The following is a 15,221-nucleotide window of genomic DNA, read 5'->3' as shown; positions in this document are numbered from 1 at the left end:
GGAACGTACTTCAGGCCAGTAACGTTATGATATTGGTGAGGCGGCGGTGGAATTACTCTGTGGGTCGCAGGCTGTCTTGGATGAAAAATATTATGTGCTATGGCTTGAAAAGCCAGAATACAGCCCCATTTAATAGTTAAGCAAACGATAAAGAGCGGTCGCTTGATTCAGTTCCATAAAGGATGGTGAGTCGACAGAAGGTGCTTTTTAGGGTATGATGTTTGTTCTGTCACCTTGTAAGTGAACAGCTTTGGGGCCGATTAGGATTCGACGCTGGTTGCGAAACTTTAGGTGCATGCCGAGTTGGTAACAGAACTCGTAAATCCACTGTTGCAACTTCTATAGTTGCCAATGACGAAAACTACGGAGCAACAGCTCTAGCTGCGTAAGCAGCCTAGCCGCTCCTCTGGTCGCTTCGGCGCCAGCAGTCACAAGAGGATGTCTGTAAACTCGAACTGACTGTCAGATAGAACAGAATCGCCGCTTAGTACGTTGTGGACGACGTGGCTAAAACTTACACAACTCATCCAAAACACCCTGCCGATCGGGCGGTTGCGGATTAAATTAGTAGACACGGCTAAGCATGTAGTACCGACAGCGGAGTACTGGCGGACGGGGGTTCAAATCCCCCCGGCTCCACCAAATCAAAAAGGCGAACTGATCTCAGTTCGCTTTTTTTATGCCTGCGCCCTGCGCCCTGCGCCATAGGCCTTATATGGCAAGGGTTTGCGGACTTCGCTGGCTTTGTAATCGCAGGCCTCAACCGGCGAAGATGTGAGTCAGCTGGCCAAGGACTGAGTTGTTCTTGTCACCCTAGTAAGCGTGAGCTATATTCATATTTATTAAATATGAATAATAGAGGTGTGTTATGGCTACTACCAGTCTAAGTCTGGGTGAGCACTGGGAGGTGTTCATCAAAAATGAAATTTCCAGCGGCCGTTACGGCTCCGCCAGTGAAGTGGTACGCGATGCCTTGCGCGCCATGGAAGAGCGCAAGAGCAAACTCGAAGCTCTGCGCGCCCACCTGTCAGAAGGTGCAAACCAAGCCAAAAATGGCGAGTTTGTTGATGACTTTTCAATGGATTCGTTGATCAATGATCTGGATGCTGAATCCTGATGCAGCCCGTAAGAAAAGTCCGGGTGACCCCACGGGCGCGGGACGACCTTAAAAATATTGGTCGCTATACCGAGCGCACTTGGGGCAAAGCCCAGCGAAACCACTACTTGAAGAGCCTTGATGCACGTTTTGACTGGCTGGCTGAAAACCCACAACTGGGAAAGCACCGTCCAGATATCTGCGAGGGATACCACAGCTTCCCTGAAGGTCAGCACGTAGTGTTCTACCTGCTTGACAGTAGAACCTTAGATATCATCGGCATACCCCACAAGGAAATGGACACCATCAGCTACTTCCAGGAAGGCTGACACTCTGATTTCAACACCCGAAATTTTCCGCTACAAGCCGCACCAGTCAGCCCTATTTGGCTAGCGCATAGCCCAAACTATACGGTGAAGAAAGAGGTTATGGGTGCTGTGTTCTGGGGCTGTTCGTTCTACTGTTAGCATCAAGGGATTGTATTTCTAGTTATTAAAATTAATCCGGCATTCTTCCGTACATATTGTTTGTGCCCATGACTTGTATTACTATCTCTATATGGTACGGAGTTTATACGTACAAAGGAGATAGAATGGCAACTGCACGATTAGACATCAGGCTTGATGAAGAGATTAAAGTTAAAGCTGAAAAAGCCTCTGCGCTGCTAGGCTTAAAAAGCTTAACTGAATATGTGGTCAGGCTGATGGATGAGGATTCGACTCAGGTGATTGCTGAGCACGAAAGCATGACTATTGAAGACAATGTGTTTGATCAGTTTATGGCAGCCTGTGAGCAGGCTCAGGCACCGAACAAAGCTTTGCTAGAGGCAGCGGCCTTTACCAAAGCGAGTGACTTTAAATGAGTTGGTCAAAGACGTTTGAAGAACTTAGTAAATCCAAGCATGACCGCGATTCTTTTGATTGTGGTGAGAGTGAGCTGAATACCTTTATCCATACTCAAGCGGCTAAACATATGCAGGCCGGCATCAGCCGCACAATGGTGTTACCTGGCACTGCAGCGCTGATCAATCAGAAGTATCCGATCTGTGCGTTTTATAGCGTTGCGCCCAGTTCGATTTGCCGTGAGACATTGCCTGCTGCATTGGCTAAAAAACTACCGCATTATCCCGTGCCTGTTTTTCTACTGGCTCAGCTAGCTGTTCATAAAGCGTTTCATGGCTGCGGTCTAGGTAAAGTGAGCCTGATTAAAGCACTAGAATATTTGTGGGATGTGAATGCGCATATGCGAGCATACGCAATCGTGGTTGATTGCTTAACGGACTCAGCTCAAAGCTTCTATCAGACGTTTGGGTTTCAAGTGCTATGTGAGCAGAATGGACGAGTGCGTATGTTTTTACCCATGAAAACTGTGGCGCAGCTGTTCACTTAGTGTGCTGTGTTTCAACTGTAGTGTTAGGGAAGTACTGAATAATGTTGGCGAGGCAGTCAGGGCTAGGCAAAAAACGGCGAAAAAACGCAGTTTACATATAGTAAATGAGCATTTTGAGCCGTTTTTTAACACCACCCTGACAACGCAGGTAATTATTCAGCGTTTCCTTAGAGCTCGCACCTACACTTTAAGTGTGCAGCTTTAGCGTACTAAATACTTTGCATATGAGCTGGCTATAGTAAAATGCCAGTCTAATACTTAGCGAGTGCAGCTCCAGACCGCAGCCTGCGCACTGATAAAAAACTGCTACGAGCTTCCGGTGAGTGATCAATGCGCTGGCTGTAATCTTGGTCGGTACGCTTATTGTGCCTGTTGGTTGAGATGCACTGTGCGCTGCGGGAAGGGGAAACTGATACCTTCGCGGTCAAAGGCTTCTTTCATTTGCTCTTGGACTTCAAAGAACACGCCCCAGAAATCCCCCGTTTTGGTCCACATACGTAAAGACATATTGACTGTGCTGTCGCCCAGTGAGGTCATGTAGACAACGGCTTCAGGGTCCTTCAGTACGCGCTCGTCTGCAGCGGCTAAACCCAGCAAAATCGCCCGTGCCTGTTTAATATCATCGTCATAGCTGATCCCAACATTGATATCCACGCGGCGAGTCGCTTTGGTGGAGTAGTTGGTGATGCTGCCGTTGGACAGTGAGCCGTTGGGTAAAATAATGGTTTTATTATCAGCGGTACGCAGTACGGTGTGAAAAATCAGGATGCTTTCTACTGTACCGGCAGTGCCTTGCGCTTCAATATAGTCACCGGCGCGAAATGGGCGTAAAAACAGAATGAGCACGCCGCCAGCAAAGTTGGCCAAGCTGCCTTGTAAAGCCAGACCCACAGCCAGACCTGCGGCACCGATAAGGGCGATAAATGATGTGGTTTCGATACCCAGCATACCGGCAACACTTAGCAATAAGAGGATACGCAGTAACGTACTGGCCAGTGAGCTAAGAAAACCAGTCAGCATGGCGTCGGCATGGCGTTTTTGTAATACGTTGGTGAAGGTTTTGATCACACGGCTGATCAACCACCAACCGATGGCAAGCGTGAGAATGGCAAAGAGTACGTTCAGGCCGTGTTCGACTATGAGCGGCAGCCAGTCGTTTTGCATGTTTTCTAGCAAGGCTTCGGGGGAAATGTCTGGCATGTTATTTCTCTAATATTCGTGAATGTGTGGCCATTTTACATGGCTGGGGTTGGTTTTGAAGGGCTATAGTAATGGCTGAGGGCTCAACCCCGCGCAGTGAGCGTGGGTGCTTCGCGTTAGAGAAACTTCGCGTAGGCATATATTTGATGGTCAGCATATTGGCGGGGATGCTGGATATGATGTTATCGGTTGCGGATGCGGGTGGTTTTTGATGGTTTTGATCGCGGGCACAAGTGCCGGTCTTACCTGGGCAGGGCTCATCAGAATGCTCGGCGCACCAACGGGGCGTGAAACTATTTATCTTGATGTAAGCGATATTGACGCTCTATTGAGCAAAAAGTACACTCGCTCCCAATTAGAAACCATTATTGGTTTAGCGAGCAGCGGAGAAGTAAATGAATACGGTAAAAAGTGAAGAGTTGGTGAAAACATCTTTCTCGGACTTTATACGCGATGCTTCAGCTCAGGAAAAAGAAAGAATTTTCTCGAAAATAGTCGCCCGCGCCACCCTTGAGCAGCAGGAAATGCTGGCTAAAGCAAAGCAAATGAGTCAACAGCCTACAAACGTGCGTTAGTGCAATAGTGGCCTGCTGTTAAGCTAACCCTCTTTGTCAGCTGCTTATGTAAGGTGAGAGACCGAAAAAGCATAAGTTACCAAAATCGCGGAAAGCCTCGTACTTTGAGTGCGAGGATGGATAGCGAGGGCGGCGTAAGCAGCCCCCTAATAGGTTGTTCGAGTCTTTGCAGTATAGGTTGGTACTGATATTATATACAGCATGATAAAGCACACCAAAACATTAAAAGTCCGAGTACGAGACAGGCATTTGCCCTTGCTTAATAGCATGGCTCGAAGCGTCAATTTCGTTTGGAACTTTGTTAATGAGTTGAGCCAGCGCTCGATTAAAGAGCGTGGTGTGTTTTTGTCAGCCTATGATGTTCAGAAATATACCAATGGCGCAGGTAAGGACTTAGGGCTACACAGCCAAACAGTGCAGCGTATTGCAGTTGAGTACACGACGCGCCGCAGGCAGTTCAAAAAGGCGCGACTGAATTGGCGCAAATCAGGCGGTGTACGCCGCTCATTGGGCTGGATACCGATCAATACAGCTGTGGCTCAATGGAAAAATGGGCAGGTCTACCACAATGGCCACTATTTTAAAGTGTGGGACAGCTACGGCTTGGGCCAATATACGTTTCGCTCTGGCAGCTTCAACGAAGATGCCCGTGGCCGCTGGTACTTCAATGTAGTTGTTGATGTGCAGGGCCAGATACCAGCAGGCCAAGATCGCATCGGTATTGACCTTGGCTTAACCGACACCGCTACCTGTTCCGACGGCACCAAGCTGGAAGCGGGACGCTTCTATCGTGGGCTTGAGGAAAAGTTAGCCATAGCGCAACGGGTTAGGAACAAAACCCAAGTTAAAACTATTTACGCGAAAATCGCTAACCGTAGAAAAGACGCATTGCACAAGTTCAGCCGCAAGCTGGTCAACCGCTGCGGTGAAATCTATGTGGGCAATGTCAGTAGTTTAAAACTCGTTAAAACCACGATGGCCAAGTCAGTATTGGATGCTGGCTGGGGGCAATTAAAAACAATGCTGGACTATAAATGCGCTCACGCAGGCATTGTTTTTAAGGAAGTGAACGAGGCATACACCACCCAAACCTGTAGCTGTTGTGGCGCACTGCCCGATAGCAGGCCGAGAGGTATCGCAGGGCTTGGAATAAGAAAATGGACGTGCAGTGCGTGTGGTGTCAGGCACAGCGACCGCGATATAAACGCGGCACGTAACATTCTCGCGGTCGGGCATGGCCGTCTAGCTGTAGGAATCACCGCCTCTTTAGGGCGGTGAGGATGTCAATAGCCGTAACAGCGTTACTTCGAGCACACAAAAACTAAGATTACGTGATTTGCCTTTAAACCCAAACTCTGCGGAAATCGAAAAGGTGCGCTTTGAGCATGGTGTAATCGCGGGCACGAGTGCCTGTCCTACGGTTGGGTTGTGGGAGTGTTTGGTTCTGAATGTTTTTAATCGCGGGTACAAGTGCTCGCCCTACGGTTGGGTTTTAGCTGTATTACTGGTCTGCGGGCTGCTCTGGCTGGCGGATCGCTTGGATCCTTTGCCATTACCAAAAGATGATATGGCGCGGATGGTGCTGGCGCAGGATGGCACGCCCTTGTGGCGTTTTGCTTGGACGCTGAATGGCACCATTCCGCCGACCTTAACTATGGGTGAGCCCTTTAGCAGTACCTTGCAACCGCTAATTTGGCTGAATAAACAAGGCTTGCGTGTAGGTAAAGACTGCCCCGGCGCGCAGGCGCAGCGTGTCGCACTCTGGCCAGCGGCATTAGAGCCTTGGTTGCCCTTGGCCGAGCAGCGCCGTTCGCGTTTAGCAGTGATTGATCCCAACTGCCCGCCAGCGCTTGCTGTCTCTAGTGAGCCGATACAGATTGTCGGCGTCAGTGAGGGTGACCGATTGCAGCGTGCTGCCGGACAACAAGGCGAGCTGCGCCTACGTTTTTCTGCGCAAGGTGGCGGGGCGCAGCAGTGGTGGTATCTCAATGGCCGACCGCTGTTAAACATTGCGAACGGGCAGGGCTTTGATCAAGTATTTAGCAAGACAGGCATCTATCAACTCAGTGTCCTGGATGAGGCGGGGCAAACAGGGTCTGTGCAGTTTTCTATAGTCGACTGATGGTCTGCAGTCCGGCGCAGCCCTGTGCTAAACTGCGCGCTTGTATTTTGGCGCTGAGCCTCGATTATTAAATCGCGCAGCGCCTTGTCCCGCTTATTTATTTTTGAATTCTTAAAAACTATGTCTCTACCTCTGCACCACCTTGAGTTACTCAGTCCTGCCCGCGATGCCATTATTGCCAAAGAGGCCATTTTGCATGGTACGGACGCGGTTTATATTGGTGGGCCGAGTTTTGGCGCGCGGCATAATGCCAGCAATAGTTTGAGTGACATTGCTGAGCTGGTGGAGTTTGCCCATCTGTTCCATGCCAAGGTGTTTGTCACCATCAATACCATTTTGCACGATGATGAGCTGGAGCCAGCGCGGGCGTTAATTTGGCAGCTGTATGAGGCCGGTGTGGATGCGGTGATTGTGCAAGATTTAGGTGTGATGGAGATGGATCTGCCGCCGATTGAACTGCATGCCAGCACCCAGACCGATATTCGTACCCTAGAAAAAGCTCAGTTTCTCTCACAAGTGGGCTTTTCCCAGTTGGTCTTGGCCCGCGAGCTGAACCTGCAAGAAATCCGTGAGATCAGCCAGAATGTTGATTCAGCGATTGAGTTCTTTATTCATGGTGCGCTCTGTGTGGCGTTTTCTGGGCAGTGCAATATTTCTCATGCGCAAACTGGCCGCAGTGCCAACCGCGGTGATTGCTCACAAGCTTGCCGTTTGCCTTACACCTTAAAAGACGATGAAGGCCGCGTGGTGGCTTACGACAAGCACTTGCTGTCGATGAAGGACAATAACCAAAGCGCTAATTTGCGTGATTTGGTCGATGCTGGTGTGCGTTCCTTTAAGATTGAAGGGCGCTATAAAGATATGACCTATGTGAAAAATATCACTGCTTATTACCGTCAACAATTGGATGAGATTTTATTGGACCGCCCTGAGCTGGCGCGTTCATCCAGTGGTTTTACTGAGCACTTTTTTGCCCCTGATCCTGATAAAACTTTCCACCGAGGCAGCACTGATTATTTTGTTAGCGACCGTAAAATTGATATTGGCGCGTTTGACTCGCCGAAGTTTATTGGTTTGCCGGTGGGTGAAATTCTGGGCATTGGTAAAAACGATATTAGCGTACAAACCACCGAGGCTTTGGCCAATGGCGATGGCTTAAACGTTTTATATAAGCGTGAAGTGGTGGGTTTTCGTGCCAATACTGTGCAGCAAATTTGTGAGTATGAGCTTGATGGGCAAATGGTGCGCCAGTACCGTGTGGTGCCCAATGATATGCGTGCAGAGCTTAAGCAGCTGCGCCCGCCCTATCAGCTCAATCGCAATATGGATCATAACTGGCAGCAGGCGTTGCAAAAGAAATCGTCTGAACGTCGCGTTTTAGTGGATTGGCAGCTGCAGGTTGATGAGCAGCAATTGACCTTAACGGCTACTAGCGAAGAGGGCGTAAGCGTCAGTGTGCAACAGGTGGGTCCGTTCACTGTGGCCAGTGATGCCAAGCAAGCTATCGCGCAAATCAAAGATACCCTGAGCAAGCTGGGTACGACGATTTATCATGCGCAGAATATTGATGTGCAAGCTGAGCAGGCGTGGTTTGTGCCGAACTCCCAATTGAAGGCCTTGCGCCGTGATGCCATTGCAGCGCTGACTGCCGCGCGTGTTGCCGCGCATCCGAAAGGTTTCCGTAAACCCGTCAGTGATCCAGCGCCAGTGTATCCTGAATCGCATCTAACCTTTTTGGCTAACGTCTACAATAAAAAAGCCCGCGCGTTTTATCACCGTTATGGCGTGCAATTGATTGATGCGGCCTATGAGGCGCACGAAGAAACGGGCGATGTGCCGGTGATGATCACTAAGCATTGTCTGCGTTTCTCGTTTAACTTGTGTCCAAAACAAGCTAAGGGTGTGACGGGCGTGCGCACTAAAGTCAGTGATATGCAGTTGATTCATGGTGATGAGGTGCTGACGCTGAAGTTTGATTGCAAACCGTGCGAGATGCATGTCATCGGTAAAATGAAAGGCCATATTCTTAATATGCCGCAATTGGGTAGCGCGCAATCGAACGCTGGTATTGTTGGTCAGATCAGTCCTGAGGAATTGTTGAAGACGATTAAGCGCTAAGGCTGTTGGGTTTTTATGCGGATTCAGCGGTGATCGTGCAGCTCTATCAGAAATACATGAGTCGTACATAAATAGTGCCAGCAACACCGTTGATCAATGAGTACTTCGGGGTTGGTGTGACAAGCGAGCCATGGATGGTGAGCGCCGGAGTTGAACCCAGGATGGGTTCATCGACGGATAAACACCAATTCCGAAGTACGGTATGCTGCGCACTTGTTTATCAACTTAAAAACAAAAGCATCGAGCATGATCTGTGCATGTTGCAGCGTGCAGGTGTTGTTCTTCCCTTAACACGCCTTCCTGGCGTGATGCGGGCGCTACGCCATCCCTGGCTACGCTCGCCACAACACCCACACACTGCTATTGATCATCGGTGTGGTTTTTTAGTCTTCTAAAAACACACCACTGCGGAGCCAGAGTAAAGCACAGGGATCTCTGTGCCATAAAATATTGCACGTCAAATTTAGCGTCCAAACATAAAAGCAGCAGAAACAGACGAGTCTTATATAAATCATGCTAACCACACCGATGATCAACGAGTACTTCGGGGTTGGTGTGACAAGCGAGCCATGGATGGTGAGCGCCGGAGTTGAACCCAGGATGGGTTCATCGACGGATAAACACCAATTTCGAAGTACGACATGCACAGCAATAACCAGTAAATCACATACAGTCCGTTTATTTATAACATTAAGTTATATGTGATTGACTTTTATAGGTTTTTATCGTATTATTTAGAGCCTAAACGTTTGAGGAGGCCATGATCGTCATGCGTATTAAAGGTTCTAGCACACGTGCGAAACCCGCAGAAGCCGTTACATCACGCGATACACTTGCAGAGCAAACCGCAGCTTTTTTAAAGAAGGGCGGTGAGATTGAAGAAGTTCCTCGTGGTTTAAGTGGTCAACAACAAGTCAGCTATTTCCGTCGCTCAACACCAGAGACACGTAAACCAGCAGAGTTACCTGCGTCAGCAGTAAAAGCTTAATCTCCAAAAAAGATTATAAACGCGCAATCGTTCCGCCTTACTAGGGCGTTACGCGATTGCGCGTTTTTTAATGCCTGCAGTTTTTTCCAGCGTGTAATACTCTATCCAGCTGGGCTGCTGGTGCATATAAAAAATTTATGGCTTTTTGGCTATTGTCTTCTGTCCTATGTAGAAGTAACAGGAGCCATTCAACCGGTCACGGTAACACTTTCGCTATTTTCGCTGGGATTATTCACGTCCAGCTTGTTAATGTCCGCTGCCTTTGACATGTAAAATCCATTTAAAAGACCGCTGCGAGACCCACCGACTCAGCTAGCAGGCATAAAAAAACGCGAGCATGCACTCGCGTTTTCAGATTCAGCGTGCGCCATCACAGCGCAGCTATTCGGTTAAATTAACCCGCTGCATCCAGCTTTTTGAGCTCTTCATCACGCAGCGCGCGCCGTAAGATTTTACCCACATTGGTTGTTGGTAATTCATCACGGAATTCAATCTGACGCGCTATCTTGTAGCTGGTTAAATTGCTGCGCATATGTTCGATTACTTGCTCTTCGGTTAGGCTTTCACCTGGGCGCACGACAATAAATACTTTGATGGCTTCCCCTGATTTCTTATCGGGCACACCAATTGCTGCAGATTGCAACACGCTCGGCAGTTTTGATAAGACATCTTCAATTTCATTTGGATAGACATTAAAGCCTGACACCAAAATCATATCCTTTTTGCGGTCAACAATGCGGATATAGCCATCCTCCTGAATGATCGCAATATCGCCGGTGCGTAACCAGCCTTGGTCATCGAGCACTTCTTTAGTCGCATCTTCTCGCAACCAATAGCCTTTCATGACTTGTGGGCCTTTAACGCAAAGCTCGCCTTTCTCGCCAATTGGCAGTTCATTACCATCATCATCAATGATTTTGCACAGCGTTGATGCCACTGGAATACCAATTGTGCCCAGCTGGATTTTTTGAATCGGGTTGACCGTTGCCAAAGGGCTGGTTTCGGTCATGCCATAACCTTCGCAGATTTGCGCGCCGGTAACTTGAGTCCAGCGCTCCGCAGCGGATATCTGCAGAGCCATACCACCAGAAATGGTCATTTTTAAATTGGAAAAATCAAGCTTGCGGAAGTCTTCGTTATTACAAAGGGCAACAAACAAAGTATTGAGGCCGACAAAGCCGGTGAATTTATTGTTTTTCATATCCTTAAGCATGCTTGGCAGGTCACGCGGGTTGGTGATCAGCAAGTTGTTGTTACCTGTTTTCATCATCGCCATGCAATGAAAGGTAAACGCATAAATATGATACAGCGGTAAGGGTGCAACGATGGTTTCAGTGCCGTGCCCTAAATTTGAAGCCATCATCGTCTCAGCTTGGAGCATATTGGAAATCAAGTTACGGTGCGTCAGCATGGCGCCTTTAGCGACGCCTGTGGTACCGCCAGTGTATTGCAATACAGCAACTTCATCAGCGCTGGGGCTGGCATTACGCGCTGCTTTATGGCTGCCCAGTTCCAGGATGTCATTGAGCTTGAGTGCGTTTGGAATATGGAATGCCGGTACCATTTTCCTAACATATTTAACGATACTGTTGATCAATATACGCTTAGCTGGCGATAAAAAATCAGCAACTTCGGTGATAATGACAGTTTTAATGTCGGTGTTGGGTACTACAGCTTCAGCTAAATGGCCCATATTGGCCAAGCATACGAGTGCTTTAGCGCCAGAGTCTTTGAATTGGTGCTCCATTTCGCGGGCGGTGTATAGCGGGTTGGTATTGACCACCACTAAGCCGGCGCGAATCGCACCGAATACCACCACAGGGTATTGCAACAGGTTCGGCAGTTGCACCGCAATACGGTCGCCAGGTTGCAGCTCTGTATAGTTTTGTAGCCACGCAGCAAAATCCCCAGACATTCGGTAAAGATCGCTATAGGTGAGTGTTTTGCCCAAGTTGGTAAAGGCCGCTTTGTCAGCAAAACGCTGGCAGGACTCTTTCAATACCGCTTGAATATTAGGGTACTGATCAGGATTGATTTCGGTAGGAATACCTTCGGGGTATTTGTCCTTCCAGAAGTCTTCGTTCATGCAAGTCAACTCCTAAGCAACAGCTCATTTTTGCTCGTGAAAGTGTTTAACAAAAACACACTATAAATAGACAACATATATACGCAAGTGTCTTAATCGCTGCTTACGACTTAGTTTACGCTGAAGGATGCCTACCAGTTACGCGGTTCTGTGCTCAAAGTCACTGAATTGCGTGTTCTTGTCAACCATCTCATTAAGACGTGATTATGGTTATTTGTTTTGCTTCGCTTTTTGTATTTAGTAGCAAACGGCTTGAGATTAGCAGTTTTATAAATATGCGGCCAGCACAAAAGTAGGCTTTTTAGTCACTTTATCAACCAAAATTCGATTTTAGTTCTATGTTGTGGTTCTGTTCGAGCGTATCTCCCCAAGCGCGCAGATAAGCACTACAATGAAATTATGCCCGCACCGAGGAGGAGGCCAGCATGCGCCATGAAGCATTTTGGTTAACCGCCAATGATGCAACTCAGCTGTATGTCAATCATTGGTCCAGTGAAGGACAGCCCAAAGCCATTGTCATGATTGCTCACGGCATGGCTGAGCACAGTCAACGCTATGCACGCTTTGCTTGCAGTCTGGCTGAGCAAGGTATTTCTGTGTTTGCTTTGGACCAGCGCGGCCATGGCCACACTGCAACGACTGGCACCTTGGGTTATTTTGCGGATAAACACGGCTGGGACTTAGTGGTAAATGATCTGTCTTGCCTGAATCATCATATTCGAATCCATTACCCCAATACGCCGATTTTTTTATTGGGACACAGTATGGGCAGTTATGTGGCGTTGGCGTATTTAATGCAGCACAGTTGCAGCATGCAAGGCGCTATATTATCGGGCTCAAATTACTTTAAAACGTCACTGCGTTATCGTTTTGCGATGGCGATCGCGCGCTTCGAACGCTGGCGCTTGGGTGCTAAAGGGCGTAGTAAATTGCTGGATCTAGTGGTGTTTTATCCTTACCAGCGTGCGGTTAAAAAGCGACGCACCAATTGGGATTGGCTATCGCGTGATAGCGAGCAAGTGGAGGCGTACATTAATGACCCTTTGTGTGGTTTTACCTGCACCACGCAATTATGGCTCGACATGCTCAGTGGTTTGCAGCATGTAACGCCTGTGCGCAATATGGTACAAATCGATAACAGTTTGCCGTTACTGATTATTGGTGGCGATGCGGACCCCATTAACCATGGCCATCGTCTGGTTGATTTGGCCAATGTGTTGCGTCAATCAGGTAATCGCGCGGTGGATATTCGTATTTATCCTGAAGCGCGCCATGAAGTACTGCAAGAAATCAATCACGGCGAAGTGACTGCCGATCTTATTCAATGGCTCGAGGCTGCTTTAGCGAGTCAGCGTGATATCAAACCACCCACAGCAGCACCTTTTGATCTGGAGAGACCACATGACACAAAGTATTAGTATTGCGTATGACAGCTTAGAAGTCGGGCAAAAAGCGACGTTTAGTAAGTTGGTGACAGAGCACGATATTATGATGTTTGCCAGTATGTCAGGCGATCGTAACCCTGTGCATTTGGATGCAGACTATGCTGCTGGCACCATGTTTAAAGAGCGCATTGCGCATGGTATGTTCAGCGGTGCGTTAATCAGTGCTGCGGTTGCTTGTGAGCTGCCTGGGCCGGGTACTATTTATCTAGGTCAGCAGATGGAGTTTAAATTGCCGGTTAAGTTGCAAGATGAGTTGACGGTGCAGTTGGAAATCTTAGAGAAGTTACCTCGATTTCGTGTGCGTATTGGTACGCGGGTGGTTAATCAGCGTGATGAGGTGGTTGTTGATGGTGAGGCGTTGATTATTGCTCCACGTAAAGCGCAAACCGTGACGCTTGCCGAGTTGCCTGATTTTATTGCTCAGTAATTTATCGATATCCTGCCCGCTGACATCACAAGCGGGCATCTGATTAAGTATCTCACTTCTTGCCTTGCGCAAATGATTCCTGAAATTTTTTTATTGGGGTGTGCTGGTCATTGCTTTGCATAGCGTATTCAGGGGTGTTTGTTCGTTAGTTTTTAACAGCTTGTGCGTGGTATAGCGAACTTTGAGGTTTGTTTGTTTGTCGGTTTTAATAGCTCTTGCGTGGCATACAGTACTGTTGGGTTTTGTTTGTTTGTCGGTTTTTAACAGCCTGTGCGTGGCATACCGTGCTCCGGGGTAGGTGTTTTTCCGTCGATGAACCCATCCTGGGTTCAACTCCGGCGCTCACCCTCCCTGGCTCGCTTGTCACACCAACCCCGAAGCACTCGTTGATCAGCGGTGTTGTTATTAAGATTGATATAGGGCTCATCTGTATCTGGAAGCTTTGTGTTTACACGTTAAGTTTGGTGGGTGATTTTTTGTTCTGGTTCTGGTTCTGGTTCTGGCTTTGACTATGACTATGGCTCTGAACTCTAAGGTTTGCTCTTGGCTATGCTGGCTTAAGTTTTTATAAGATGAGCAAACCCTAGCGCAGATCAATGCTCCTGCTTTAAACGAGCCATGCTACAGACTTGAAAACAACATCAATGATCAACTGCAGTGTGCGGGTGTTGTGGCGAGCGAAGCCATGGATGGCGCAGCGCCCGCATCACGCCAGGATGGCGTGTTAAGGGAAGAACAACACTTGCACGCTGCAACATGCGCCAACTGTTCCTGAAGGTTTTTATTTGAGGTGTAATGGCCATTAACAATTGCGTGGCAAAGCGTACTTCGGGACAGGTGTTTTTCCGTCGATGAACCCATCCTGGGTTCAACTCCGGCGCTGCGCCATCCATGGCTTCGCTTGTCACACCAACCCCGAAGCACTCGTTGATCAGCGGTGTTGTTATTAAGATTGATATAGGGCTCATCTGTATCTGGAAGCTTTGTGTTTACACGTTAAGTTTGGTGGGTGATTTTTTGTTCTGGTTCTGGTTCTGGTTCTGGCTTTGACTTTGACTTTGACTATGGCTCTGAACTCTAAGGTTTGCTCTTGGCTATGCTGGCTTAAGTTTTTATAAGATGAGCAAACCCTAGCGCAGATCAATGCTCCTGCTTTAAACGAGCCATGCTACAGACTTGAAAACAACATCAATGATCAACTGCAGTGTGCGGGTGTTGTGGCGAGCGAAGCCATGGATGGCGTAGCGCCCGCATCACGCCAGGATGGCGTGTTAAGGGAAGAACAACACTTGCACGCTGCAACATGCGCCAACTGTTCCTAAAAGTTTTTTATTTGAGGTGTAATGGCCATTAACAATTGCGTGGCAAAGCGTACTTCGGGACAGGTGTTTTTCGTCGGTTTTTAATAGCTCTTGCGTGGCATACCGTGCTCCGGGGTAAGTGTTTTTCCGTCGATGAACCCATCCTGGGTTCAACTCCGGCGCTCACCATCCCTGGCTCGCTTGTCACACCAACCCCGAAGCACTCGTTGATCAGCGATGTTGTTATTAAGATTGATATAAGGCTCGTTTGTTTCTGAAAAATTTTGGGTTTGAATTAGATTCCGGCATACATAGATAAGGCTCGATGCTTTTGATTTAACAAACTCCAGTGAAAAAGCCCGCCCAGATAATCCCCACAATACCCGCCAAAAACAGCAAAAATTATTGTACTCTTAGCAGCAATAAACACTTGGACACAGCACCCCGCCGCGCTGACTTAAATTGGAGTTAATA

At 48.2% G+C, this 15,221-nt stretch carries 15 protein-coding genes and 1 other RNA gene; 13 read left to right on the top strand and 3 right to left on the bottom strand.

The genetic code is table 11. From position 1 onward, the window contains the following. Positions 1–252: 252 nt before the first annotated feature. The 5 genes from ssrA to FXF61_RS09545 all read left to right on the top strand — a co-directional run bounded on the left by ssrA (position 253) and on the right by FXF61_RS09545 (position 2,485). Positions 253–642, top strand: a transfer-messenger RNA (tmRNA) gene (gene ssrA / locus FXF61_RS09565). 226 nt (positions 643–868) lie between these two features. Continuing rightward, positions 869–1,117, top strand: coding sequence for a type II toxin-antitoxin system ParD family antitoxin (locus tag FXF61_RS09560; RefSeq protein ID WP_151185043.1), 249 nt, complete (start codon positions 869–871; stop codon positions 1,115–1,117). Then, positions 1,117–1,425 carry a type II toxin-antitoxin system RelE/ParE family toxin gene (locus FXF61_RS09555; protein ID WP_151185042.1) on the top strand — a complete coding sequence of 103 codons (309 nt, stop codon included), beginning with the start codon at positions 1,117–1,119 and terminating at the stop codon, positions 1,423–1,425. The genes FXF61_RS09560 and FXF61_RS09555 overlap by 1 nt, the downstream gene beginning before the upstream one ends. Positions 1,426–1,688: 263 nt before the next feature. Continuing rightward, entirely contained in the window at positions 1,689–1,958 is a 270-nt protein-coding gene (locus FXF61_RS09550; protein ID WP_151185041.1) for a DUF1778 domain-containing protein, read from the top strand. Next, positions 1,955–2,485, top strand: a complete 531-nt coding sequence (locus tag FXF61_RS09545) for an N-acetyltransferase (protein WP_151185040.1) — start codon at positions 1,955–1,957, stop codon at positions 2,483–2,485. Before FXF61_RS09550 ends, FXF61_RS09545 begins: the two co-directional genes overlap by 4 nt. 360 nt (positions 2,486–2,845) lie before the next feature. On the opposite strand, the gene FXF61_RS09540 is transcribed toward FXF61_RS09545, so the two are convergent. Continuing rightward, positions 2,846–3,685 carry a mechanosensitive ion channel family protein gene (locus FXF61_RS09540; RefSeq protein ID WP_151185039.1) on the bottom strand — a complete coding sequence of 280 codons (840 nt, stop codon included), beginning with the start codon at positions 3,683–3,685 and terminating at the stop codon, positions 2,846–2,848. A gap of 395 nt (positions 3,686–4,080) precedes the next feature. Between FXF61_RS09540 and FXF61_RS09530 the strand changes: the two genes are divergently transcribed. The 6 genes from FXF61_RS09530 to FXF61_RS09510 all read left to right on the top strand — a co-directional run bounded on the left by FXF61_RS09530 (position 4,081) and on the right by FXF61_RS09510 (position 9,488). Further along, positions 4,081–4,260, top strand: a complete 180-nt coding sequence (locus FXF61_RS09530) for a hypothetical protein (protein ID WP_151185037.1) — start codon at positions 4,081–4,083, stop codon at positions 4,258–4,260. A gap of 201 nt (positions 4,261–4,461) precedes the next feature. Continuing rightward, positions 4,462–5,538, top strand: coding sequence for an RNA-guided endonuclease TnpB family protein (locus tag FXF61_RS09525; RefSeq protein WP_151185036.1), 1,077 nt, complete (start codon positions 4,462–4,464; stop codon positions 5,536–5,538). Between the two features lie 58 nt (positions 5,539–5,596). Next, on the top strand, positions 5,597–6,382 hold the full coding sequence (locus tag FXF61_RS09520; RefSeq protein WP_178087290.1) for a hypothetical protein: 786 nt from the start codon (positions 5,597–5,599) through the stop codon (positions 6,380–6,382). A gap of 120 nt (positions 6,383–6,502) precedes the next feature. Next, positions 6,503–8,500: a U32 family peptidase gene (locus tag FXF61_RS09515; protein ID WP_151185034.1), complete on the top strand. Its 1,998-nt coding sequence runs from the start codon at positions 6,503–6,505 to the stop codon at positions 8,498–8,500. A 257-nt stretch (positions 8,501–8,757) separates the two neighbouring features. Beyond that, positions 8,758–8,895, top strand: coding sequence for a hypothetical protein (locus tag FXF61_RS14920; RefSeq protein ID WP_178087289.1), 138 nt, complete (start codon positions 8,758–8,760; stop codon positions 8,893–8,895). 365 nt (positions 8,896–9,260) lie between these two features. Next, positions 9,261–9,488, top strand: a complete 228-nt coding sequence (locus FXF61_RS09510) for a hypothetical protein (protein WP_178087222.1) — start codon at positions 9,261–9,263, stop codon at positions 9,486–9,488. Positions 9,489–9,882: 394 nt separating this feature from the next. Here the strand turns inward: FXF61_RS09510 and FXF61_RS09505 are convergent, their stop codons facing one another. Further along, the gene (locus tag FXF61_RS09505; RefSeq protein WP_151185032.1) at positions 9,883–11,574 is read right to left on the bottom strand and encodes a long-chain fatty acid--CoA ligase; all 1,692 of its coding nucleotides are present in this window, start codon (positions 11,572–11,574) and stop codon (positions 9,883–9,885) included. 425 nt (positions 11,575–11,999) lie between these two features. On the opposite strand from FXF61_RS09505, the gene FXF61_RS09500 reads away from it, so the two are divergent. Both FXF61_RS09500 and FXF61_RS09495 read left to right on the top strand, forming a co-directional pair. After that, positions 12,000–12,992: an alpha/beta hydrolase gene (locus tag FXF61_RS09500; protein WP_151185031.1), complete on the top strand. Its 993-nt coding sequence runs from the start codon at positions 12,000–12,002 to the stop codon at positions 12,990–12,992. After that, on the top strand, positions 12,976–13,446 hold the full coding sequence (locus FXF61_RS09495; RefSeq protein WP_151185030.1) for a MaoC family dehydratase: 471 nt from the start codon (positions 12,976–12,978) through the stop codon (positions 13,444–13,446). The genes FXF61_RS09500 and FXF61_RS09495 overlap by 17 nt, the downstream gene beginning before the upstream one ends. Positions 13,447–14,087: 641 nt before the next feature. Here FXF61_RS09495 and FXF61_RS14915 read toward each other — a convergent pair. Next, positions 14,088–14,354, bottom strand: coding sequence for a hypothetical protein (locus FXF61_RS14915; RefSeq protein WP_178087288.1), 267 nt, complete (start codon positions 14,352–14,354; stop codon positions 14,088–14,090). Positions 14,355–15,221: the final 867 nt, after the last annotated feature.

The sequence above is a fragment of the Pseudomonas sp. C27(2019) genome, from assembly GCF_008807395.1.
Taxonomy (GTDB): Bacteria; Pseudomonadota; Gammaproteobacteria; order Pseudomonadales; family Pseudomonadaceae; genus Denitrificimonas.
The sequence above is the reverse complement of the archived record's forward strand: the minus strand, read 5'-3'. Positions and strand labels throughout refer to the sequence as shown.

Coding starts and splice junctions, on each gene's coding strand:
- FXF61_RS09560 (WP_151185043.1), top strand. CDS start 869: ATGGCTACTACCAGTCTAAGTCTGGGTGAGCACTGGGAGGTGTTCATC.
- FXF61_RS09555 (WP_151185042.1), top strand. CDS start 1,117: ATGCAGCCCGTAAGAAAAGTCCGGGTGACCCCACGGGCGCGGGACGAC.
- FXF61_RS09550 (WP_151185041.1), top strand. CDS start 1,689: ATGGCAACTGCACGATTAGACATCAGGCTTGATGAAGAGATTAAAGTT.
- FXF61_RS09545 (WP_151185040.1), top strand. CDS start 1,955: ATGAGTTGGTCAAAGACGTTTGAAGAACTTAGTAAATCCAAGCATGAC.
- FXF61_RS09540 (WP_151185039.1), bottom strand. CDS start 3,685: ATGCCAGACATTTCCCCCGAAGCCTTGCTAGAAAACATGCAAAACGAC.
- FXF61_RS09530 (WP_151185037.1), top strand. CDS start 4,081: ATGAATACGGTAAAAAGTGAAGAGTTGGTGAAAACATCTTTCTCGGAC.
- FXF61_RS09525 (WP_151185036.1), top strand. CDS start 4,462: ATGATAAAGCACACCAAAACATTAAAAGTCCGAGTACGAGACAGGCAT.
- FXF61_RS09515 (WP_151185034.1), top strand. CDS start 6,503: ATGTCTCTACCTCTGCACCACCTTGAGTTACTCAGTCCTGCCCGCGAT.
- FXF61_RS14920 (WP_178087289.1), top strand. CDS start 8,758: ATGTTGCAGCGTGCAGGTGTTGTTCTTCCCTTAACACGCCTTCCTGGC.
- FXF61_RS09510 (WP_178087222.1), top strand. CDS start 9,261: ATGATCGTCATGCGTATTAAAGGTTCTAGCACACGTGCGAAACCCGCA.
- FXF61_RS09505 (WP_151185032.1), bottom strand. CDS start 11,574: ATGAACGAAGACTTCTGGAAGGACAAATACCCCGAAGGTATTCCTACC.
- FXF61_RS09500 (WP_151185031.1), top strand. CDS start 12,000: ATGCGCCATGAAGCATTTTGGTTAACCGCCAATGATGCAACTCAGCTG.
- FXF61_RS09495 (WP_151185030.1), top strand. CDS start 12,976: ATGACACAAAGTATTAGTATTGCGTATGACAGCTTAGAAGTCGGGCAA.